13 protein-coding genes are annotated in these 24,958 nt (G+C 34.3%); 6 read left to right on the top strand and 7 right to left on the bottom strand.

Going from position 1 to position 24,958, the window contains the following annotated elements:
- A complete protein-coding gene (locus tag P178_RS0104755) occupies positions 1 to 7,380 on the bottom strand; it encodes a non-ribosomal peptide synthetase/type I polyketide synthase (protein ID WP_197026782.1) in 7,380 nt (2,459 codons plus the stop codon).
- Between the two features lie 517 nt (positions 7,381 to 7,897).
- Between P178_RS0104755 and P178_RS0104760 the strand changes: the two genes are divergently transcribed.
- A complete protein-coding gene (locus P178_RS0104760; protein WP_027065137.1) occupies positions 7,898 to 8,755 on the top strand; it encodes a class I SAM-dependent methyltransferase in 858 nt (285 codons plus the stop codon).
- A gap of 14 nt (positions 8,756 to 8,769) precedes the next feature.
- On the opposite strand, the gene P178_RS0104765 is transcribed toward P178_RS0104760, so the two are convergent.
- Complete coding sequence (locus tag P178_RS0104765) at positions 8,770 to 12,741, bottom strand: non-ribosomal peptide synthetase (protein ID WP_155941577.1); 3,972 nt, start codon at positions 12,739 to 12,741, stop codon at positions 8,770 to 8,772.
- Between the two features lie 410 nt (positions 12,742 to 13,151).
- Positions 13,152 to 13,403, bottom strand: coding sequence for a hypothetical protein (locus P178_RS0104770; RefSeq protein WP_027065139.1), 252 nt, complete (start codon positions 13,401 to 13,403; stop codon positions 13,152 to 13,154).
- Positions 13,404 to 14,260: 857 nt separating this feature from the next.
- Between P178_RS0104770 and gmd the strand changes: the two genes are divergently transcribed.
- The 3 genes from gmd to P178_RS0104785 all read left to right on the top strand — a co-directional run bounded on the left by gmd (position 14,261) and on the right by P178_RS0104785 (position 17,974).
- Positions 14,261 to 15,373 (top strand): GDP-mannose 4,6-dehydratase, encoded by a 1,113-nt coding sequence (gene gmd, locus P178_RS0104775; protein ID WP_027065140.1) that lies wholly within the window; start codon positions 14,261 to 14,263, stop codon positions 15,371 to 15,373.
- A gap of 41 nt (positions 15,374 to 15,414) precedes the next feature.
- Positions 15,415 to 16,506, top strand: coding sequence for a GDP-L-fucose synthase family protein (locus P178_RS0104780; protein ID WP_027065141.1), 1,092 nt, complete (start codon positions 15,415 to 15,417; stop codon positions 16,504 to 16,506).
- Positions 16,507 to 16,627: 121 nt separating this feature from the next.
- Positions 16,628 to 17,974 (top strand): exopolysaccharide biosynthesis polyprenyl glycosylphosphotransferase, encoded by a 1,347-nt coding sequence (locus tag P178_RS0104785; RefSeq protein ID WP_027065142.1) that lies wholly within the window; start codon positions 16,628 to 16,630, stop codon positions 17,972 to 17,974.
- Between the two features lie 95 nt (positions 17,975 to 18,069).
- Here P178_RS0104785 and P178_RS0104790 read toward each other — a convergent pair whose 3' ends face one another.
- Positions 18,070 to 18,942 carry a DUF808 domain-containing protein gene (locus P178_RS0104790; protein WP_027065143.1) on the bottom strand — a complete coding sequence of 291 codons (873 nt, stop codon included), beginning with the start codon at positions 18,940 to 18,942 and terminating at the stop codon, positions 18,070 to 18,072.
- A 141-nt stretch (positions 18,943 to 19,083) separates the two neighbouring features.
- Here P178_RS0104790 and P178_RS0104795 point away from each other — a divergent pair, with 141 nt between their 5' ends.
- The gene (locus tag P178_RS0104795; protein WP_027065144.1) at positions 19,084 to 20,064 is read left to right on the top strand and encodes a Gfo/Idh/MocA family protein; all 981 of its coding nucleotides are present in this window, start codon (positions 19,084 to 19,086) and stop codon (positions 20,062 to 20,064) included.
- 2 nt (positions 20,065 to 20,066) lie between these two features.
- Here the strand turns inward: P178_RS0104795 and P178_RS0104800 are convergent, their stop codons facing one another.
- Positions 20,067 to 21,080, bottom strand: coding sequence for a nucleoside hydrolase (locus tag P178_RS0104800; protein WP_027065145.1), 1,014 nt, complete (start codon positions 21,078 to 21,080; stop codon positions 20,067 to 20,069).
- A 198-nt stretch (positions 21,081 to 21,278) separates the two neighbouring features.
- Between P178_RS0104800 and P178_RS0104805 the strand changes: the two genes are divergently transcribed.
- Positions 21,279 to 22,910: a carboxylesterase/lipase family protein gene (locus P178_RS0104805; RefSeq protein ID WP_027065146.1), complete on the top strand. Its 1,632-nt coding sequence runs from the start codon at positions 21,279 to 21,281 to the stop codon at positions 22,908 to 22,910.
- A 700-nt stretch (positions 22,911 to 23,610) separates the two neighbouring features.
- Here P178_RS0104805 and hxlA read toward each other — a convergent pair.
- Entirely contained in the window at positions 23,611 to 24,240 is a 630-nt protein-coding gene (hxlA, locus tag P178_RS0104815; RefSeq protein WP_027065148.1) for a 3-hexulose-6-phosphate synthase, read from the bottom strand.
- 49 nt (positions 24,241 to 24,289) lie between these two features.
- Entirely contained in the window at positions 24,290 to 24,874 is a 585-nt protein-coding gene (gene hxlB, locus P178_RS0104820) for a 6-phospho-3-hexuloisomerase (RefSeq protein WP_027065149.1), read from the bottom strand.
- Positions 24,875 to 24,958 lie beyond the last annotated feature (84 nt).

Genomic DNA, 24,958 nt, shown 5'->3' on the forward strand with positions numbered 1-24,958 from the left:
CTAAATATCAATTTTCATAAAACCACTTTCTTGGTTAGCATCTGCTACATACCACGCAGGCTGACCTTTCTCATCTCTACCTAAACGAGCCCCTGGAACGGGAGGTGTGTTTAGTTTTTCAAATGACGATGGTGCCTCTGCTGTATGACCGTTAATACTGGCTTCCTTATTTAAAATTCCCACCGCAACCAATTCGTCAACTGAAGATAGAAGCGTCTTCATCAAGAAATCTATATCATTATCGGTGTAAGCTGTTGTTAAAAAGCAAGGGAAACCATCCCAAATATGAATACCTTTTTCACGCATACTAACAAATAGCAATTCTGAATACGGAATATCTTTCTTGAATTTTAATCGCCATAGAGACCCAAAATATGTAATTTCTATAGGCAGTCCACTTTTCGTAAAAGTATCATTTAAACTTTTTGCCATACGTTCTGTCTTCGCAGATAAATTTGACTGAAGACTTGGACCTTGGCTCTTCATATAAAGCAAAGAAGCTTTTGATGACGCCAATGCTAAAGGATGACGAACAAAAGTTCCTGCAAAATAGGTAACACCTACTTCTGGGTAAGAATCATCTCCATATTGCCAGAAACCTCCATCAAGGGCATCCATATATTCTTTATTGCCCAAAATAGCACCAATAGAAACGCCGCCACCCATAACCTTACCATAAGTGGCAAGATCTGCTTTGACATCAAATAATGCTTGCGCACCACCTGGATGCATTCTAAAGCCTGTAATTACCTCATCGAAAATAAATGGAATTTCTTCCGCCGTTGTTATCTCCCTTACTTTCTTAATAAATTCTATAGGTTGAAACTCTGGTCTTCTACTTTGAACTGGCTCGACTAATACACCTGCCAATTCATGCGCTCTCTCTTTAATTATCTGTAAACTTTCTTCTGTTCCATAATCAAGAATCAACATATTCTGAACAGCTTCCGGAAGTATACCTGCTGCAGCCGGGAACGTTTTCTTTTTTTGAGAACCTCTAACAATACCTTCATCATTAATACCATGGTAAGACCCTGTAAAAGCTACTATAAGTGAACGACCGGTAACTGTACGTGCAATTCTCATAGCACCTAGTACGGCTTCTGACCCCGTATTACATAATGCGGCTCTATCATGACCGGTAAATTCACATAAAAGCTCACAAACTTCTCCCGCTAAAGGATGTTGCGGACCTACTTCATACCCTAAATCCACTTGCTTATGCATTGCCTCTTTTATGAAATCTGGTTGATACCCAAAAAAGCAAGAGCCAAATCCGTTTAATGCATCTATATATTCATTACCATCCAAATCCCAAAGTCGGTTCCCTTGAGATTTTCCAATCACTATTGGGTACACCAATTCTTTTGTTAACGGCTTAAAACCTGAAACTACTCTAGGGTCAGCCATTTTAGCCCTATTATCTTGGGCGTAATTTTTACTCTTTATTGTCTTTTTATTATACTTTGATGTCAAGTCGTTTAGAAACTTGGACTGCACCATATCTAATCCAGTAGACTGCTTTTCTATCCTTGGAGATGCACCAAATGGTTTTTTATGTTCTAATTTTTCTTGCTCAGATAATACTTCTGAACTAGCATGCCCATTGACGTTCTTTGATACTACATTATTTGTTGGCGCTACAGGTTTTTGTTGTATATCTTGACTAACCGTACCGCCTTGTAACAACTGAAGCTGTTTACTTAATAACTGAAGTTGTTCCCCTATTAACCCAATAGCTGTTTGGTTGGTGCCAGCATTAGTATAATTTATTGAAGCAGCCTGTTGCACGTGATTAAGAGCAGCAACTGGTTGTTGAACCACTTGTGGTGCCGGTGCCTCTTCTGGTAAATTCTTATCAAGATAATTAGCGAGAAGCTCAGGAGAATTAATATCCTCGTTTAGTTGTCTAAAGGTAATTGGAATTTTAAATTCTTTCTTGCATGTAATAGCCATTTGCGTTAAAATTAAAGAATCTAACCCTAATTCTAAGAAGCTTAAATTTTTATCGGCAATTTCTATCTCAATTCCGTAAGTATTCGATATTAATTCTGAAATTTTATTTAAAATGGACACGTTTCTCATTGGTGTGACGCTTATTGGTTTTTCTATTAAAGTATGTGTTGGCTGGTTTGAATCTAAATATGTTATTTCCGATATCGGATTCGAAACTATAGGGTCGATCCAACATGGTTTACGGTCAAATACGTAAGTTGGTAATCTTAATCGTTGTCTGTTTTGATTTGCATAAAAAGTGTTCCAATCTATTGAAAGACCTGTTAACCATAATTGCCCTAAAGCATTTAATACTCCGTGATATGCATTTTCATCAGGTTTGGCAATAGGTAAAGAGGCAATTGATTTTAGCTTTCTAGCTTCTTTGTTCTGTCGACTTAAGGTAGTAAGTGCATTACCCGGTCCTACCTCTAACAATACTATATCTTCCAACTTAACTATGGTGTCCATAGCATCTGAAAATCTAACAGTATCGCGTAAATGGTTGGTCCAATAGGTATCATCTACAGCTTCATCATTGGCAAGCCAAGTACCCGTAACCGTGGAAATTATTGGTATCTCTGGTATTTTTAAATTAATATTCCTGACAAATGCACCAAACTCTTCTAGTATTGGGTCCATCATTGCAGAATGGAAAGCATGACTTGTTGCTAATAATTTATATGGTAGACCTTGTTCCTTAAGAACTTCACTGAATTTCTCAATTTCGTCGTCCTCTCCAGAAACAACATATAGTTTTTGCGAGTTTACCGCAGCAATAGATAGCGTTTCTGGTATTATTTTATTTAGAACTTCAACATCTATTCGTACGGTTAGCATACTACCTTTTGGAAGTGTGCTTACTAAAATACCTCTCATAGCAACCAGTTGCAATGCATCTTCCAAGCTAAAAACACCTGCTAAATGTGCCCCAACGAATTCCCCTAAACTATGTCCACAAATTACGGTTGGTTTAATTCCCCAACTCATCCATAATTGCGAAAGTGCATATTCAATAGTGAACAATGCAGGTTGTGTATAACGTGTATCTTTTAGTTTACTTTCAGCTTCTTCGTTATTCTCATCTGAAAAAATTACATTTCGAATATCTAGCTGTAAAATATCCAATAATAAATCGGCACATCTATCAACAGCCTCTCTAAATACAACTTCCCCGTCATACAGCTCTTTACCCATATTTAAAAACTGGGAACCTTGACCAGGAAGAAGGAAAACTATTTCGCTAGGAACAATTTTAACTACTGATGACTGCGTAGTTTTTATATCATTATTCGTTAATAATTCAGAAACTTCTTTAGAATCACTAGCTATGATAAATCTACGATTGTTAAAACTAGCTTTGGTCGTACTAAGGGTATAGGCAACATTAGCTAAATTCACCGATTCTATAGAATCAAGATAATTTTTTAGAGCAGTTTCATATCCTTCTACACTTGTGCAAGTTTTAGCAGATATAGGAAGTATCTGTACCGGTCTATGATTTGTTGAATCTTTTACATTCATCTCATATTCCTCCAGTACAAGGTGAACATTTGTACCACCAACACCAAATGAACTTACACCAGCTCTTCTAAGTCCTTCAACATTCCAAGGAGCTAATTTATCTGTAACATAAAATGGACTATTCTCAAAATCAATTACCGGATTGGGTTTTTCATATCCCAAAGAAGGTGGTAACTCCTTATGGTGAATGGCCAATATCGTTTTAATAAGTCCTGCAACCCCAGCCGCTGCGGTAAGATGTCCCATATTACTCTTTAGAGAGCCTAGACCACAATAATTTTTCTTTGATTGATCACCAAAAGCTAGCGTTAAACCATCCATTTCAATTGGATCGCCTAATGGTGTTGCCGTTCCATGAGCCTCTACATAACTAATGGTATCTGGTGAAATATCTGCATCGTCTATAGCACTTTTAATAGCATTTGCCTGACCTTCTGCACTTGGCGCTGTAAAGCTTCCTTTACCACCACCATCATTATTTATTCCAACACCTTTTATAACACTGTAAATATAATCTCCATCTTTTTTAGCTTCTTCTAAATCCTTTAAAACTACAACACCGGCACCATCACTAAATACAGTTCCTTTTGCTTGCGAATCAAAAGGCCTACAATGACCGTCTGTACTTAACATAGATCCCTCTTGATAAAGGTGTCCGCTATTAATTGGAGCTGTTATGCTAGAACCACCTGCCAAGGCAACTTCACAATGACCATTTCTTATTGATTCTACCGCCTCGGCAATTGCCAAAAGCGAAGTAGAGCATGCAGATTGTACACTTACGGCAGGCCCTCTTAAATTTAGATGATACGCAGTTCTTGATGATATATAGTCTTTTTCATTTACGGTATCTAAATGAAGTTGACCAACTGTTTCTATTAATTCACTATTAGGAAGTATATTCTTTTTATAATACGTATTTGTACCTGTACCGGCATATACCCCTACTCTACCTTTATAATGTTCAGGAAGATGTCCCGATTCCTCAAGTGCTTCCCAAGCAAGTTCTAAAAATAAGCGTTGTTGCGGATCCATCACTTCCGCAAGTTTAGGCGTTAAGCCAAAGAAACGAGCATCGAACATTTTTACCGAAGGCACAACACCCCTGGCTGCAACGTATAAACTATCGTTTCGTAAAGACTCGGGAATACTCTTATCTAATTCTTCTTTAGTAAAGAACGATATGGTTTCTTTACCATTCTTTAAAATATCCCAAAATTCATCTATGGTACTAACGCCTGGAAATCTTCCGGCCATACCAATGACCGCAACGCCATTTGAATTATTTGAACCTTTTGCCTTACGCTTACTATACAAAGTAGTTTCCTTATCACCCTCTACAAATTTAGAAAGAGCATCAATTGTAGTATGTTGGTATAGTTTAGTAACCGGTATTCTTACCTTAAGTGTTTTCATAATTGCGTTTACGACCTTTTGTGCCATAAGCGATGTACCGCCCATTTCAAAAAAGTTGTCATCAACGCCAATACCGGATATTTTCAATTCTTTCTCCCAAATTTCAGCTATTCGTTTCTCTACCTTGGTGCGAGGTTTCTTAAAAATCACATCTGAATTTGATCTTAAATATCCTGGTTCAGGTAATTTTTCTTTATCGATTTTTCCGTTAGCATTAGTAGGGAACTCATCTACCCACATTAAAAAAGTAGGCACCATAAATTCTGGCAATTTATTTACAAGCTCAAGCCGAATGCTATTCATTTCTGGTTTTTCACCGTTAGCCTGTATATACGCTACCAACCTTGTTTCACCTTCTTCATTAGTATTTGGCAATACCATGGTGCGTTTAATACTATCTATAGCATTAATTGTCGATTCAATTTCCCCCAGTTCTATACGATGACCGCGTATTTTAACTTGATGGTCTATTCTGCCAATATATTCTAAAGTGCCATCAGCAAGTCTTCTTACCAAATCACCTGAACGATACATTTTCTCACCAGGCTCAAAAGGATTTATAATAAATTTTTCATTGGTCAATTCTGGTCTGTTCAAATAACCTCTTGCCAGACCGTGACCAGAAATACATAATTCACCAATAACGCCAACAGGTTGTAATTGATTATTGCTATTTACAACATGAGAGGTTAATGTTGATATACAATTTCCAATATTTGAAATATTGGTTCTGATATCCTCATCATCAATTATATTAAACGTTGTAAATATGGTTGTTTCGGTAATTCCGTACCCATTTACAAATTGAATACCTGGAAACTTATGGTACCATTTTTCTAAATATTTAGGAAATAAAGATTCTCCTCCAAAAATGACATATCGTAATTTCAAATCGACATCACCAGTCGGTAGACTACCCATTATATTTAAAAAGGAAGAGGGTGTTTGATTTAGAATGGTTACTTCTTCATTAATAAGCAACGACATAAATTCATAAGGATCCTTAACAACTTCATTAGAAGGAATTACAAGTTTGCCACCAAATAACAATGCTCCATAAATTTCCCAAACCGAGAAATCAAAACAGTACGAATGGAACATAGTCCAAACATCATTCTCATTAAAATCATAGAACTGATTGTTGTTTACAAACAGACTAACAATATTTCTATGTTCTAACATAACCCCTTTAGGGTTACCGGTTGTACCTGAAGTGTAAATGATGTAAATTAAATCATAAGGTTCTAATTGAACACTTGTAATAGCGTCTGTAGCATAATTATCTCTAGTTGAATTAAACTCTTCTATTACAGCCGCGTCTATAGTAAAGTCGCAATTGCTATCCTCTTTAATATACTCTTTTCGTTTATCTGGGTAGTTTGGATCAACGGGCACATATGCAGCACCAGCCTTCATAATACCCATCATGCATATAATTAACCACTCGCTTCTTTCTAATATCAAACATGCCAAATCACCTTTAGTAGCTCCCTTACTTTTAATTAAATAATGGGCAAATTGATTGGATAGCTTATTAAGCTCATCATAAGTAAGACTGTTATCTTCATAGACAACCGCTATACTATTTGGAGTTTTAACAACCTGTTCATTTAATAGATCAACAATTGTTTTCTCTCTAGGATAATCTACTACCGGCGTATTAAATTCCTTTAATAATATATTACGCTCTTGTGTTGAAAGGAAATCTACATTACCAATTTCTAAAGAAGGTTGTTCAATTAAACCAGGTACTATGTTTTTAAAATGGGACATCAATTGCGCGATCAACTTTCGGTCAAATACATCGTCATTATAAATAACATCGAATCGAATTTGCGATTGCTCAATTTCTAGAATAAACTTAATAGTAGAATCGCTACTAACCTCACCAACATAAACTATACCCTCATCACAATTTTCTGTATTGTTAGCGCTTAATGTGCTTATGGTAAGAACAACATCTAATAATGAATTTTGACCATTTTTATGTACTAAGTCAAAATCATTTAGAAAATCATTATTGGGATAGTAATTTTCAAAGTTTAATAAAACCCTATTTTCGGTACTTTTATACACCGTATTAAAATCAAAAGAAGGTGCTATTGTATTTCTAAAAAACGATAAATTATCATTTACCCCTAATTGCTCGTTGTTATTAATTATTAATCCAAATGCAATATCGTTTTGATTCGTATATCTATGCAAGAGAACTGTAAGTGAAGAAATTAAAAAGATTTCCAAGTTTTCTGGTGAAGACACAAACGAACGAATAGTACTTGTTACCTCTGACGAAAAATAAGTACGCAGCAAAGACCCCTTAGAAGCACTGTGGCTTAAGGTCAATTCTCTATTCGGTAAGTCTAATAATTTAATATCATCTGACAGTAAATTTTCCCAGTACCCTTTAACAGAGCTAGAAATAGACCCTTTATTTTTAGCGTTCATATCTAGTAACTATATAATTAATGACTCCGTAATATTATAATTTCAATTTGTAGAATTAAAAATGTCTTCCTTGAAACGCATTCATTAAATACACAATTGCATTAATAAAAAATTGTTTAAGGTTAAAATTCTATTTAATCAAATCTATTTTTGAAGGATATTTTGAATCAATCTTGTAAATTATAATTACAGTAAAATTAGTAAATCTTACGTTTAAACTGGATTTTAAAACTGGAAGTAAATACCTAAATTCTAGAATATTTTAATTACAAACACTTGATTATCAATTATTTATTAAAAATATTCGATTACATTATCTGAAGAAATATTTTTTAACCAACAATATTTCATCGAAAATTAAATAACGTTCCTCGATAGTATATAAAAACTTGATTACTTAGGATGATTAAGTGATATATTATGACGTTTATTTGTACAACAATAAATCTCTTTATATTCACTTAACTTAGACTGGTTTTTAGGTATCTTTCTAATCGTAAAAGGGTATAGCACGCTAATGAAAAATAAAATAATACTACTTATTGGTGATCTACTTGTATTTCTAATGCCTAAAAAAACAAGAGAATTTGCAAATAAAGGCATGACTATTACCAATAGAAACGATATAAGTCTAGCTGAACTTTTTATACGCAAATCTCTTTTGAGAAAAGTAGAAGAAAAATCGGACTATAATACACTATCTGAATTTCATAAAGCATATTGGAAAAACAAGGGAGATGATTTTTTCTCAGCAACTGACGATTCCTTTGAAAATAACTTTTTACCTGAATGTTCTTTCATATTTGAACTTCTAAAAGACAAATTATCTTTAGAGCATGAAAATTTCAATACCGTTGTAGAGATTGGAACTGGTAATGGGAAAGTTTTGAATTATCTAAGCGAACAATTCCCTCAAATCGATAGATTTGTCGGTATTGATTTAAGTCAAAAACAAATTTCACGGAACAAGGAAACATACCAAAAAAATACTCAACTTGAATTCGTAGCTGGTGATGCTTTTGACTGGGTTAACACCTATGCCAATAAAAATATGATATTTGTTACTTCTAGAGGCGTACTAGAATATTTTACAGAAAGTAGGTTACAAGACTTTTTACAACAAATAAACCGCTTAGGAAACACCATCTTTATTGCTATTGAGCCCAATGGAGTTGATCACGACCTTAAAGTAAATACAAGTTCAGAGCCATACGGTTATGAACGTTCGTTCTCGCACAATTACGAAGTACTTTTTAAAAATACAGGTTTTAGCCTATGGCATACTTCTACAAAAGACAGTACACTTGACCATTACTTTAGCTATATGGGTGCTGATAACTATAGCAAGAAAGCCGTTATGGTCACTATCAGTTAATTTTCAAGGCACTACTACTTAGAACTGTTGTTATCAAGAACTCCCTGAAGGGTTTTCGCCAATACTTTATCGTTAGGCGGAGCAAACATTGTTAAATGCTCTCCAGGAACGTAATGTAACTCTATACCATTTTGGGCAAAAGACTTCCATCCAAAATTTACATTGTCATGAGTGTAATCAATAACATCTTGAATACGGAACAAATCGGCTTTTATTGACAAAGGTTTTAAATGATACCTATCTACAACCTTGTTGTGCTCAATAATTCTATGCTCATACTCCCAGTCATAATCCATTTTAGACAAGGTATTCTTATCTTTTTTTAATCTTAAGTAAAGCTTCTTCAGGTTTGTTTTGGTAACTCCTACCCTATATTTAAAGCCTTCCTTATTTAATAACTGCCTTAAAACATGCAAAGATTTATTAAATAAATAGTTACCATAAGCCATTTTCTTACCTAAAGAAGTACTACGACCATAATGTGCATATGCATATGTGTCTAAAAGAGCTAAAGTAGAAACATTCTCCCCTTTTTCCATTAACTGCTTTGCCATTTCATAGGCGATTATACCACCGGAAGAATAACCCGCCAACATGTATGGTCCTTTAGGTTGCGTTGCAATAAGGGCCTCATTATAATGTGCCGCTATCTCTTCTACAGAAGTTAATAATTCTTCTTTACCATTTAAACCTTTCGCTTGAAAACCATAGATTGGCTGATCTGGATCCATATGGTCCTTTAGACTTTTAAAGGAAAGTACATTTAATCCTGCTCCGTGTACTATAAATAGTGGTGTTTTAGAACCTTTAGTCTGAATTGGCACCAAAGAATCCCAGGTTACCGTATTCTCTTCTATTTTCAATAAACTAGCTAAACTTTTAACCGTAGAATATTCAAATAAAGATGATAATGGTAAGCGCTGACCAGACTTCTCTTCTAATTTGGTCATTACCTTAGCAGCGATTAAAGAGTGTCCGCCTAATTCAAAAAAATCATCAGTAACGTTTACTTTATCTAGGAACAAACATTCTTTCCAAACCTCTGAGACCAGTTTTTCAGCTTTCGTAAGCGGCTGACTATTTTCGGCTGTAGTATAAACTATATTGGCACCAGTATCTGGTAAACTCTTTCTATCAAGCTTCCCGTTTATAGTTACCGGAAGTTCATTTAATCTAATATATTCATGAGGTAACATAAATACAGGTAATTCAGTTGCCAGTTGATTTTTCCAACTAACCACATCTTCATCCCATTGACTATCTTCACCCTTATAAACAATATATGCTTTTAAAACATGGTTTCTAACATCTGTAGCAACCGATTCTATTCCTTTTAATTTCTTTAGCGAATGTTCAATTTCACCAAGTTCAATTCTATGTCCACGTACTTTTACCTGTCCGTCTTTTCTTCCTAAACATTCAATTTGACCATTTGGCAAAAGTCTTCCTAAGTCTCCGGACAAATACATTTTTGCATTGCCATCAGCTTTGAAAGTATCTTTAACAAAACGCTCTTTAGTCAGTTCTTCCTGCCCTAAATAGCCCATAGTTACACCTTCGCCACCAATAGTTATTTCACCAGCTTCTCCTTTTATAACAGGATTTCCTTGTTCATCTAAAAGATAGATGTGAGTATTTGCAATAGGTTTTCCAATGGTTATAAGATCATCTTGATTAGAAATTTTGGTTAGTATACAGCAAACCGTTGTTTCCGTAGGACCATAAATATTCCACACTTCATCGCATTTTTCCAACAACTTTACAGAAAGTGATTTAGGTACTGGTTCTCCACCAATCAACGCTTTAATATGCAATGGCTCTTTCCATCCTGAATCTAAAAGAATTTGCCAAATAGTTGGCGTTCCCCAGATAACAGTAATTTCATCTTTAACTGCCTTCTGTAATAAAAGATGACCATCTTTTCTTGTATTTTCATCAACTAACACAACACTGGCACCATGAATTAATGGTAAGAATATTTCCATAACCATCGCATCAAAAGATATCGTTGTGGTCGCAAATATTTTATCATCAGGTCCAATACCTGGTTCTTTGCCCATGGAATACAATAGATTGATTACATTTTTATGTGTAACCTGTACTCCTTTTGGTTTACCAGTAGATCCGGAAGTATAAATGATGTAAGCTCCTGCATCAGAAGATACATTTACATTTTCAAAACTACCATCAGCTTCATTTCTATTAGAAATAATATCTTCAATAAAAATAGCCTTTACATCATGGTCAAGTTTCTCTTTTGATGTATCACAAATGAAAAAAGAAGAATTCGCATCTGAAATCATCAGTTTGGTACGAACATCTGGATAACCCGTATCTATAGGAACGTATCTAGCCCCACACTGTAATATTGCAAAAAGCGATATAATTAGAGCTGGAGATCTTTCAAGAGAAATAGCGACCGTAGTATTTGGTTTTACCCCTTCTTCCCACAAAAGACTTGCAGTAGAATTAATTCTACGCTGCATTTCTGCATATGTAATTTTCTCTTCGTTAAACTCTAAAGCTATAGCATTTGGTATATTTATAGCTTGTTTATGAAATAACTCATGAAGTGTGGTACTCGGTAATTCTAATGAAGCACCCTCAATAGCAAAGTCATTATTACTTCTTTGTAATAACTCAGAAAGTTTAACATTTGGGTTTTCAATTAGCTTGTTTAAAACAGTCTTAAAGGATTCCCCCATAGAAAGTATAGTACTTTCTTTAAACAAGTTTGTATTATAAGACCATTCTAATATTATCTTTTCTTTAGACCCTGTTGCATTTAAAAACAATTCGAATGTTTCAAATTCTCGCGCGTTACTGTGGTATTCATAGTTAAGACCAGAAAAAGAAACACCATCATCCAAATCCATATCGACATTAAAGACCACAGGTACCAATGGCACTCTTCCCGGAGTTCTACTTAAATTTAGTTTTTTCAATAAACTACCAAAAGTTAGTTCCTGATTCTCAAAAGCATCAAAATTTGCAGATTTTCTTTTCTTTAAGTAGTCAATAAAGCTATCATCACCATCCAATTCACTTTTCATTGGAAGTAACTTCACACAATGACCTACCAAATGTTTAGCCCCCATAGCAGATTGCCCTGCAACAGGGAGACCCAGAACTATACTTTTTTGAGCTGTTAATTTATAAAGCAGAATTTCAAAAGCCGCCATTAATGTTAGAACCAAACTAGTGTTGGCTTTGATACCGGTATCTTTTATACTTTTAACTATATCCTTATTTAAGGATTGATTTATACGCGCGCCACTATATGTTCTCTTAGTAACTTGTCCAAAATCTGTAGGGAGGTTTGTTTTTGGTATCTCCCCTTTGTATACATTTAACCAGTAGTTTTCTGCCTGAGTAAATTCACCATTAGATTTTAACTCATTCTGTTGCGCAACATATTCTGTATAGGGTACCGGTTCTGGAAGATTATGATTTCTGTTCTCAACTTTTGCGGAGTACAATTCTCCAATTTCCTGCATTATTATACCAACAGACCACCCATCGCATATAATATGATGCGTGTTAATGACTAACTGGTGTAATTGATCTTCTAATTTCAAAAGACCAAATCGTATCAATGGTCCCTTGGTTAAATCAAAAGCGGTATTTGTATCTTGTCTTGTGAATTTATTTACTTCTACATCTGTTTCTGTAGCCGAAAGTTTACTATAATCGTGAAAGTCAATAATTGCAATTTGAGCATCAAATACATTAATAAACTTTCCATCCGGACTAAACACAGACCGTAATGATTCATGCCTACTAATAAGCATGTCCAGAGCCCACTGTAAGGCAATTACATCTATTTCTCCTGTAAAATCTATTGATAATGAAAGATTGTAAGCTCTATTTGCGTCTTCGCCACCAAAATAGCAAGAATACCAAATTTCTTCTTGCGCATCTGTAGTGTGCAAAATGTGCTTTATTGCGGGTCCTTCAAAAGGGTTAAAATGCATTAGTACTTCCAAAGTATATGACTGAATAGGTTAGTTTATAAAGAATAAGGGGGATTTAAAACATAGCTTTAAAATTTTCATTAAGACGGCTATTGCTTAAGATTCTTCAGTTTTATGCGATAAATATATTTATAATCATCAAAAAACACATTTAGTTTCGCTGATGTGTAAATAAAATAGTTGTGTGTAAAAAATATCTTAAATGCTATAACCCTAATATAATTTAAAGAACGAAAACTTGTTCAAACACAAACCAGATTAGAAGTTCACGTTAAGGAAGGACAGAAAAATGTATTAATCAGTCCTAAAGTTAAGAATAATAATCACCTTGAATTGAAGAATTGATATCAAATAATAAAGTCCCGAATTAAAATTAATTCGGGACTTTATATAGTACGTTTAATAATTGAATTTTTGAAAACTTAAACTTTCAACAATTTTTCAGTTAAAATTTTAGCATACAAAATTTGATTTTGCTCTATAGCATTAAACGTGTTCTGAACCCTTTGATTCTTAGTTTTCTTATCCACTAGAACTTTTTGGGTTTCTTTAATCTCAGCACCTTTCTTAACCTGAAAATACGGTTTAAGGTGCATGTAGCAATTCTCAAGAGAAACTAACTTTTTCTTTTGAAAGGATAACGTTAGTTTCTTAGATAAAATGTTAGATATCATCGCATAGTGGTTTAAGATTGATATTATAACGGGGAAATACAATAAATAGCATATTAAAGTAGTCTTTTTCCTACTCAAATATAAATAATAAATAGTGTTTGACAATTTAAACATAGATTAAAAAAATAATTAATAACAAGTTTTATTAGGTTATTTTTAAAAAAATAACACTAAATCCTTTCATTTGATAAATAAGAGCTCAAAATATTCGCTTTTAATAATCTTATCATTCTAATTGATTTAGACCTTGAAAAAATATAAAAAAGTATTCATAAAATTATAGACATCAAATAGAAACTATAACCTTCAACTGCAGTACTTTTAATGTTTTAAATGGTGGCAAGAAAAAAAGTTAAAGATTAATAATCACAATTATATTTTAAATTATCAACTCCATTAATCATACTATTTTTTATAAGAAATAATAGCAACTTAGTTATAACCACGAACCTAATGACAACTCTTTTAAAAACTGATTAATTAAAACACAGTTTATCGATTAAATCATAAGTTAATCTAAGGTTTGTTTTTTTTGATTCGAATTACACAAATAATATCCTAAATTTGTTTCACAACCATTAACCATAGTTAAAAGATTCAATACTATGTCATTAATCTTATTAACTTTTAAAACTTATATTATTGTAATCTAGGTTGTGGTAAAACAAAATTTTACTTTGAAAAGAACTAGAGATAATATATTAAAATGAATTCCCCAACTTCACTTAATTATTTAAAATAATTAAGCATTCCATTTTAAAAGGAATGACTTTGCTGGAATTCACTATTACCATATTTACTAGTTCATAAGTGAAAAATATGAACGAAAAAATAGTATAAATCCATTTTACAACATTATGAAAGTAGCATTAATTACTGGAGTTACAGGTCAAGACGGCGCTTATTTGAGCGAATTTTTATTAAAAAAAGGGTATCAAGTACACGGTTTAAAAAGAAGAGCATCTTTGTTTAATACAGACAGAATTGACCATCTTTATCAAGACCCACATGTAGAACACAGAAATTTTGTACTTCATTATGGTGATATGACAGATAGTACTAATCTTATTAGATTAATACAAGAAATTCAACCAGACGAGATTTACAACTTAGCAGCAATGAGCCATGTTCAAGTTTCATTTGAAGTTCCAGAATATACTGGTAATGCAGATGGATTGGGTACGCTTAGAATTTTAGATGCCGTACGTTTATTAGGACTTGAGAAAAAGACTCGTATTTATCAAGCATCAACTTCAGAATTATACGGAAAAGTACAAGAAGTTCCACAATCAGAAACAACTCCTTTTTACCCACGTAGCCCTTATGCCGTAGCAAAAATGTACGCATTCTGGATTACTGTAAATTACAGAGAAGCTTATGACATGTTCGCTTGTAACGGTATTCTTTTTAACCATGAATCACCTATTAGAGGAGAAACTTTTGTGACTAGAAAAATAACCAGAGCAGCTGCAAGAATTGGACTAGGTTTACAAGACAAAATTTACCTAGGTAATTTAGATGCTCAACGAGATTGGGGTCATGCTAAAGATTACGTACGTATGATGTGGATGATTCTTCAAGCTGATGAAGCAGAAGATTGGGTAATTGCTACGGGAAAGACTACTCCAGTTCGTGAATTCGTTAGAATGGCATTCGCAGAGATGGGTATTGAACTAGAATTCAAAGGAAAAGGTGTTGATGAAAAAGGATATATAAAATCATGTTCTAATCCAGATATACAAGTTGAAACCGGAAAAGAAATTCTAGCGGTCGATCCTAAATATTTCAGACCAACAGAGGTTGAATTATTAATTGGTGATGCAACAAAAGCTAACACTAAATTAGGTTGGATTCCAGAATATGACTTACAAGGTTTGGTAAAAGACATGATGACACATGATTTAAAATTGATGCAAAAAGATCAATATTTGAAGAAAGGTGGTTATGTTACTTATAATTATTTCGAATAAATAATTAAGAACTATCGATTCTCCTAATTTGTAAGTAAACTATGTTAAATAAAGAAGCTAAAATATATATAGCAGGTCACAGAGGTCTAGTTGGCAGTGCAATTGTTAAGAATCTGAAAAGCAGAGGCTATTCAAACTTGATTTTTCGCACGCACAAAGAACTAGACTTGACCAATGCAACACAAGTTGCAGCGTTTTTCGAAATCGAAAAACCGGCATATGTTATTCTTGCTGCCGCTAAAGTTGGTGGTATTGTAGCCAACAACACGTATCGTGCAGATTTCATTTATGAAAATCTAATGATTCAGAATAATGTCATACACCAAAGTTATCATCATGGGGTGAAGAAATTACTGTTTTTAGGAAGCACATGCATTTATCCTAAAAATTGTCCTCAACCCATGAAAGAAGACTCTTTGTTAACAGACGTTCTTGAATATACCAATGAACCTTACGCTATCGCAAAAATAGCAGGTATTAAAATGTGTGAGAGTTACAATTTGCAATATGGCACTAACTTTATTTCTGTTATGCCTACCAATTTGTACGGACCTAATGATAATTTTGATTTAGAAAAATCGCATGTGTTACCTGCATTGATTCGAAAGATGCACTTAGGGAAGGCCTTAGAAAATAATGATTGGGATACTTTATCATCAGATTTAAATGCTTTACCAATTGAGGGAATTAACGGTAAATCATCTAAAAATGAAATTATCTCTGTCTTAGATAAATATGGCATTAAGAAAAAAGATGATACCGTTCATTTAGAAATATGGGGCTCTGGAAAACCTATGCGAGAATTTCTTTGGAGTGAAGATATGGCAGATGCCTGCGTCTTTTTAATGGAGCAGAGAGATTTCAAAGATTGCTATGATCAAAAAACTAAAGAAATACGCAATACCCATATTAATATTGGTACAGGAGTTGATATTTCTATTAAAGACTTAGCATTATTAATACAACAAACTATAAATTTTAAAGGCGAATTATATTTTAATACCGAGAAACCAGATGGTACATTAAAAAAACTAACAGACCCCACAAAATTACATGACCTTGGATGGAAACACACCATTTCTTTATCACAAGGAGTACAGCAAGTATATTCATGGTACACCTCCAAGAATTAATTGTTTTTACCTACAGATTTCTATCAAACTCAAATTTACCGCTAACCAATAGTTCATTAACTATTGGCTAGTAGTAACAACCTATTCTTAGCTCTTTGACCAACCATTACTAAAAGCGGAAATGAAGAAATCTAATTTTATAATACCTCTATCTTTTATAGTGCATATATTAATCATTAATTTGACACTGTATGCGTATACTCCAGAAACATATCTTAATGGATATAGTATACTTTACTATAACCTAACATGGCTTATTACCACTTATAGCTTAAACTTCTACCCTACGGCTAGAAGAGATGGCTTTATGAGTAATTTCAAAAGCTTTGTTATACTTTTTATCATTTATGGCTTAGTCTATTTTACCTCATTCGTGTTTTTTGGAATGTATTCCTATAAACCTATGTACTTAGTCTTGGTATACTTATTAATCTGCTTCCTATTAACACTATTTCGGGTATTATTTTATTGGGCTAAAAATTTATACAGAACAAAAGGATACAATAGCGTAAGTGTAGTAGTAATTGGTAAGGATAAGAATCTGCAAAAGCTACGACGTATTTTTGACAACCCTGAATTCGGGTATCGATATATGGGATATTTCGACAACGTAAAATCTAATAGCCCTTCTTGTTTGGGAGATATCGAGAGCTCATTCAATTATATATTTGAAAATAATGTTGAGGAAGTGTACTGTATGGCTTCTAAGCTTTCCAAAGCAGAGATACAATATTTAATGAAAATTGCAGATAATAGTTTAAAAAGAATAAAAATTATTCCGGATAACAAAGAATTGTTCTCCAGGGCAATGTCGTTAGAATTATATGGCGCCGTTCCTATTTTAAACCTTAGGGCCTCTCCTTTAGATTTAGACTATTCCAATCTAATTAAAAGAATTTTCGATGTATTATTTTCTAGCATGATCATACTATTTATACTGTCATGGTTAATACCAGTAGTTTTCATACTCATGAAGATTGATTCCAAGGGACCTTTGTTTTTTAAACAACAACGGCATGGAGTTAATAGAGATATTTTCTGGTGTTATAAATTTAGGTCCATGACCAAAAGTACTACAAGCGATACTCAAATGGCCACTAAAAATGATGTAAGGGTAACAAGGCTTGGTAGAATTTTAAGAAATACCAGTATTGACGAGCTCCCTCAGTTTTTCAATGTGCTAATGGGCGACATGAGTGTTGTTGGTCCTAGGCCTCATATGGTGGTACATACCCAACAATATGAAAGCTCTGTAGATAAATATTTAGTGCGTCATTTCTTAAAACCAGGCATTACCGGTTTAGCACAAATTCAAGGTTGTAGGGGAGAAATTATTAATAGGTCAGATATTGTGAATAGAGTCCGATATGATATTTTTTATATGGAAAAATGGTCGCTAGCATTAGATGCTAAAATTGTTTTCTTAACTGTATATAATGCCTTGAAAGGCGAAGAAAGGGCATATTAGTCCTAATAGTATTATTAAGACCTAAACATCTAGTTTTGTCTTCCCAAATAAGTAAACAGTATTGAAAATTGGTTCAAAAATAATAGGACAACTAACTACTCCTTCTTTTTAAATAGTTTTTTTATTCCATTAAAAAGTAAAAGTGCAATAAACCCAACCGCAAGACCAACTACAAATTCTACAATAATACTAGGAACACTAGGTAGCAGATGATGAAAGAAATCAATATTATGTACAAAAATACCACCAGAAACCAATAGTAAAGCAATAGTTCCAATAACCGACAAGGCCTTAATTACCTTTGGCAAGGCGTTTACGAAAAAATGACCTATTTTATCAGAAATACTATTTTCCTCTTCGTTTAAATTAATTAATCTGGTACCAAATTCATCCATTCGTACAATAAGCGCTACAATACCATAAACACCTACTGTTGCTAAAAGAGCTACTACCGAAACTACTGCTATCTGTGTAACCAAAGGCTCTTTAATAACGGCTCCTAAAGCAATTATTACAATTTCTATGGACAATATAAAATCAGTTACTATGGCAGATTTCACCTTCGTTTTCTCAAGTTCTAGAATCTCTTCTTTAGTCATCGGCTTTGCTTCTGCAGCTATATGCGCATGCTCATGAGGAACAAAGAATTCATGAATTTTTTCCGCACCTTCAAAAGCAAGGTAAATTCCCCCTAACACTAAAACAAGTGTAACCGCCCAGGGTAAAAAAGCACTTAACAAAAAGGCAATAGGTAATATGATGATTTTGTTAAGAAGCGAACCCTTGGTAATAGCCCAAAGCACTGGTAATTCCCTTTGAGAGACGAATCCTGATGCTTTCTCCGCATTTACGGCTAAGTCATCACCTAAAATCCCTGCGGTCTTCTTAGTGGCTATTTTACTCATTGCCGCTACATCATCCAATAGTGCTGCTACATCATCTAAAACTGCAAAAAAACCTGAAGCCATGTATCTCTAATTTTGGTCAAAAATAATTTAACCATATCATATATAGGAATTCTATCCATAAAAAAGATAACCCATCTCTAATTTGTATTTTTATGAACAATGAAATTGTTATAAATTTTAAGGGATACTAAAGCTAACAAAATGAATGAAATTAATTGGGGAATAATTGGTTGTGGAGATGTTGCAGAAGTAAAAAGTGGTCCCGCTTTTCAGAAGGTTGCATATTCAAATTTAATTTCGGTCATGCGCCGTAATGAAGAAAAAGCAAAAGATTTTGCAGAACGACATCACGTGCTACAGTGGACTTCAAATGCAGAAGATATATTTAATAACGATGACATCAATGCTGTTTATATTGCCACGCCCCCTTCTACACATTTAACCTATGCATTACAAGCCCTAGACGCGGGTAAACATGTATATCTTGAAAAACCAATGGCATTAAATGCTATAGAAGCACAACAAATAACCAATGCACTTAACAATAGTACAAGTAAACTTACTATGGCGCACTATCGCCGTAAATTGCCAGCCTTTTTAAAAGTAAAAGAACTTCTGGATACCAACTGTATTGGAGACATTACTCATGTAGACCTACAAGTCTTACAATCTAAAAAAGAATTATTTGTAGCCGATGCTAAAGATAATTGGAGAATACAACCCGAGATATCGGGTGGAGGCTATTTTTATGATTTGGCACCCCATCATATAGACATAATGATTCATTTCTTTGGCCCGATTGAAAAATTACATGGACTTACTAAACCCACAAATAGGAATGCAAACGTAGAAGAGATCGTTAATGGAATTATCTCCTTTAAGAATGGTATTCAATTTCGAGGGATATGGAGTTTTAATGCTGCGGAAATAAACGAAAAAGATGAATGTATTATTTATGGCACCAACGGTCGTATTCAATTCTCCTTTTTTGGCAGTGAAGTTGTTTTAAAAAGAAACAATGAAGAACAAACGTTTACATTTACTAACCCAAATCATGTTCAAGAACCCATGATACAAGCTACTGTCCATTTTTTTTTAGGAAAAGTTGAAAACCCATGTACGGCCGAAGATGGTATATTAATTATGAATGTATTAGATGAATTAAAGAGTTGTAAACATTAACCCTACCGCCCCAACAACGCTAATTTTGCAAAGAAATCATCAAACAACAGGCGATTATCAAGCTGTTGATATACCCTAATATTTCTACCTTTTAAATTAGCTTCATAAATGCCAGATTCATTTATTTTAGGGGCTTGTTTTATTACGTAAGTACTAGAAGAAGGGTCTGGCTCAAATGAAGATTGTAATGCCGTTAATAATACTAGGGGATTATCGCCATAAATGTATACTTCTCCCATGGGCAAATTCCATTTATCAATCTTTGCCAATGCCTCTTTCATTACTTTGAATAAATGATCACCTAACTTGCCTTTATCTTTAACCTTCGTTAAAAGTTCTGCATCTGACATAATGGGTTGTCGATATACATTTCTAGGTACTTGCCACAAATTGATATTAGAATAATTAAAAATGACCTGAGCTGAGTTAATATCTATACCCAAATTATATTCAAGCGTGGTGAACCCAGGTGGTGGAATCGCCATATCTATATATTCAGGTCCACCTATCCAAACTAGGGTGATTTTTTCTGCAATTTTAGGCTCAAGCAGGTAAGCACTTGCAATATTTGTTAATCCGCCACCACACACCACGTATAAAGGTAAATTGGTATCTGTACGCATCGCTTCTTTAATAATTAACTGTACCGCATCACTATCTATTGGTTCTGAAACATCCGTCATACTCTGGTTTTTATCAGTGTATACAGTTACTGAATTCTCCAATTCCAAAATCTTAACGATTTTCATGGCTTGTTCTTTTGCATACTCTGAAGTACCCGGACCTCCAAAACCTTGCTCATACAAATGAGATGCAATTACACCCCTAATTTCAACAGAAGGTGACATTAAATGGTGAGCCAGTTGAAACAGTCCGTCTGGATCACCACCAAAATCATTATCAATTATTACTCGCATACGTGGTTTTACCAATGAATTTAATTCTGAAAGTCCGTCATGTTGAGAGAACCCAACGAAGGAAAGAGTGAAAAAGAAACTAAAGATTAGTGATTTCATAATTAGTAAAATTTATCAGAAGATAATCATACTTCCATACATTCTCGTTAGTTTTTCAAAACTAGTTTATAAGATATACAACCTCGTTCTGGCATTAATGGTACAGTTATAAAACTAATTTTAATTATCAGATTATCATATATTTAAAATAATAAATGTATTATTGTTACAAACTGAGACAATAAAACTTACACTGATATGAAAAATTTTCAGGTTTTATGCTTTACCCTTTTAATCATAAGTATAAACACGATAGCACAAGAAACCAATTCTTTTCCTGTTCAAGTAACTATTGAAAACGGAACTATTGAAGGAAATTACGATACGCATTCCGGAATACAACGTTATTTTGGAATTCCGTTTGCCCAGCCTCCAATAGGAGATTTAAGATGGAAGGCCCCGCAACCAGTTAAAAATTGGGAAGGTATAAAAGAAACAAAGGAATTTGGACCACGACCCATGCAAACCATGGTGTTTGGTGACATGAAATCTAGATCTAAAGGTGTTAGCGAAGATTGTCTTTATTTAAATGTTTGGACACCTGCCAACCGCAACACCAAAGATTTGCCAGTACTGGTATATTTTTTTGGTGGTGGTAATGTTGCTGGTGATGCCTCTGAACCAAGATATGATGGAGAAAGTATGGCCAAAGAAGGTATCGTTGTAGTAACGACCAACTATCGATTGAACATTTTTGGTTTTTTTGCCCACCCAGAATTAAGTGCAGAAGCCTCATACAACGCATCTGGAAATTATGGCTTATTAGACCAGAATGCAGCATTAAAATGGGTTAGTAAGAACATTGCCGCTTTTGGTGGAAATCCTAAAAAAGTAACCATTGCAGGAGAATCTGCAGGATCTATTGGCACAAGTCAACAAATGGCATCTCCATTATCTAAAGATTTAATTGCAGGTGCTATAGGTGAAAGTGGCGCTGGCATCAACCCTACCATGTCACCTATTCCGTTAAAAGATGCGGAAAATATGGGTGTGGAATTTGCTAAAAATGCGGGTTACCCATCAATTGCAGCATTACGTAAATTGAGCACAAGAGCAATTTATGAGATATATAATGAATCTAAACGATTTGGTTTTCCAGCAGTATTAGACGGTTATTTTCTACCAAAAACACTTCCTGAAATTTTTAAAAATAAAGAACAAGCAATGGTTCCTCTTTTATTAGGTTGGAATTCGGCAGAGATACCAGGTATGGCATTTACACAAGGACCTTACACAGAAGACAATTATATAAACAAAGTAAAAGAAGCGTATCCAAAAGAATATAATCAAGTACTGGAGTTATACCCTCATGGTTCGGAAAAAGAAATTGAACTATCGGCAACGGCATTAGCTTCTGACCGGTTTATATCGTACAGTACGTGGAAATGGTTTGATCTACATAGAAAGAACAGCGATCAACCAGTTTATAGATATTTATATAGTAAGCTAAGACCTCCATTGGTTGATAACTCACTAACTTCTGGTTTAGCAGGTGGTACAGTAGAAAAAAATACCGACACTCCCCCAGAGCCAAAAGCGGTAGGTGCGCCACATGCATGTGAAATTGAGTATTGCATGGGTAACCTTCATTTAATTGAGGATTACGCATGGACACCCGATGATTACAAAGTATCTAAAGCGATGATGACCTACTTCGCCAATTTCATTAAAACAGGCAATCCAAATAGCGAAGGGCTGCCTACATGGGATGCCGCAGGAGCAAAAGACACCCACCCCCCAGTTATGGTAATAGACACGGAAAGTAAACTGATAAAAGCCAAAAATGATGCTCGGTATGAGTTTTTAGATAAGGCTTATCAAAATAACTAAATACCGTAAGATGGGAAATAGCGTTTTTGAGCTATTTTTTAAATTAAAAGTAACCAACCAAACTCGTAAATTAGTCACATGAAAAAACTGATTCAAATTATTGGTGCGTGGTACGGCGCAAAGAAAATAGGTGGTGGAAAATGCGGGTGCATAGGAACCGTTTTTGTATTTCTGATTTTATACTGGATATTCGGTTACGTGTTAGAAGCATTTTAGTTAGGTTGGTTATTGGTTATTGGTTGTTAGTTGTCGGTTGGTGGTTTTTGCGCTGTTCGCCTAACGCTGGATGCCATGCGCCCATAGCGTATTTTTATTTATTGTTTGTTACTGGGGCTACTCTCAACACAAATATTCATTTTACGCTTTGTTCTCTTTTCCTTTATCTATTTGCTAACTTCCATTTTCTCTTACCCTACCCCTTCTTGGTCATTCGTTTTTTTTAATCAAAGACCTTGGCACAGGATTAATGGATTCCCCTACCCCAAAACATATAATTAGCTGCAACTGGCGGATACAACCCCCAATCAAAAAGCTGTCGACACTTTCACGTAAATGTATAATAACATTAGTACTCAAGGTTTTTTTGACAAACTGTACTCAGAAATTTTTGTGAAATAGAACAAGTCAAAAACAACAAATTCCCATAAAAATTTATGGGAATTTGTTACTCAATACTAAAATCACATTTAATTAAAACCGCTTAAGCATTTAACAGCTCTTTTAATTCTTTTGCTGCTTGCGCAGGATCTTCTGCTCCGTAAATAGCTGCTCCTGCAACTGCCACAATAGCACCAGATTGTTTTACAGCAGTAATACTACTACTATTAACACCACCTGCAATAGATACTTTTACACCAGCTCTTGCAGCCTCATCAATCAACACTTGAATAGAATACCCATCTTCAGCCTGCTCATCTAAACCAGCATGTAACTCAACAAACTCCGCACCCAAAGCAATTGCTTCTTTTGCACGCTTAACTCTATCTTTAACACCTATAGTATCAACAACAACACCTTTTCCATTTGCTACAGCAGCTTTTACCGCACCAGCTATGGTAGAATCTCCTGTTGTTCCTAAAATTGTTACATAATCAGCACCTGCACCGAAAGCCATACCTGCTTCTAATTCACCTGCATCAGCCGTTTTAAAATCTGCTAAAACTAATTTATCAGGAAAAGCATCTTTCATTTTTCTAATTCCAGATAAGCCTTCACTTTTAATAAGTGGTGTTCCAAGCTCTATAATGTCTACATAAGGAGCCACTTTTGTTGCCAATGCAATTGCATCTTCTATTTTTAATAAATCTATTGCTACTTGTAATTTTGCCATAATTTAAATATTTCTAATGTTCTGTATTATTTAACTATTATTCTTGTATTTACTCCATATTAGCATGACGCTTCCATAAATCTGAAGCCAAACTGCCATCTAGTTCCCATAAAGTCTGTATTAAAGCATCCATGACCAAAAGCAATGACTGCTCAAACAGACTACCTGCATATTGTTTTGAAATATCTTCATCACGTTTTTGCTTCTGTGCCGCAGGGATGGTAACCGTATGTTTTGATAGTAATGCTAAAAGAGACGCTGCATTTGTGGTAAAGCATATAACACTCGCGCCTTCCTTGTTTGCAGTTTCTGCTGCACTAACAATTCCGCTAGTTGTGCCAGACCCAGACCCAGCTATAAGTACATCTCCTTTTGTAATTGCAGGTGCTGTAGTTTCACCAACTACATGTACTTTGTATCCTAAATGCATCAGGCGCATTGCTGAAGCTTTCATCATGAGTCCGGTTCTACCTGAACCAGTGACAAAAATGTTTTTAGCATTTGTAATTGTCGGTATCAATGCCGCTATCTCATCATATTGTATAGATTTAATAAGTTTGAGATGTTCACCAATAATAATATCCATGGCATCTTCTATCAATTCTGTATTAGTTCTTTTAAGCGTATCATCCATAGGGTACTTGATTGAAATTCTCTTAGCATTAAAATCGACTACAAAAGTATATGGGATCACTAGCTAAAGACTTACACAATTAGA

The organism is Maribacter sp. Hel_I_7 (genome assembly GCF_000688315.1).
GTDB lineage: Bacteria > Bacteroidota > Bacteroidia > Flavobacteriales > Flavobacteriaceae > Maribacter > Maribacter stanieri.

Coding starts and splice junctions, on each gene's coding strand:
- hxlB (WP_027065149.1), bottom strand. CDS start 24,874: ATGGATGATACGCTTAAAAGAACTAATACAGAATTGATAGAAGATGCC.
- hxlA (WP_027065148.1), bottom strand. CDS start 24,240: ATGGCAAAATTACAAGTAGCAATAGATTTATTAAAAATAGAAGATGCA.
- P178_RS0104805 (WP_027065146.1), top strand. CDS start 21,279: ATGAAAAATTTTCAGGTTTTATGCTTTACCCTTTTAATCATAAGTATA.
- P178_RS0104780 (WP_027065141.1), top strand. CDS start 15,415: ATGTTAAATAAAGAAGCTAAAATATATATAGCAGGTCACAGAGGTCTA.
- P178_RS0104785 (WP_027065142.1), top strand. CDS start 16,628: ATGAAGAAATCTAATTTTATAATACCTCTATCTTTTATAGTGCATATA.
- P178_RS0104755 (WP_197026782.1), bottom strand. CDS start 7,380: ATGAACGCTAAAAATAAAGGGTCTATTTCTAGCTCTGTTAAAGGGTAC.
- P178_RS0104760 (WP_027065137.1), top strand. CDS start 7,898: ATGAAAAATAAAATAATACTACTTATTGGTGATCTACTTGTATTTCTA.
- P178_RS0104800 (WP_027065145.1), bottom strand. CDS start 21,080: ATGAAATCACTAATCTTTAGTTTCTTTTTCACTCTTTCCTTCGTTGGG.
- P178_RS0104795 (WP_027065144.1), top strand. CDS start 19,084: ATGAATGAAATTAATTGGGGAATAATTGGTTGTGGAGATGTTGCAGAA.
- gmd (WP_027065140.1), top strand. CDS start 14,261: ATGAAAGTAGCATTAATTACTGGAGTTACAGGTCAAGACGGCGCTTAT.
- P178_RS0104790 (WP_027065143.1), bottom strand. CDS start 18,942: ATGGCTTCAGGTTTTTTTGCAGTTTTAGATGATGTAGCAGCACTATTG.
- P178_RS0104770 (WP_027065139.1), bottom strand. CDS start 13,403: ATGATATCTAACATTTTATCTAAGAAACTAACGTTATCCTTTCAAAAG.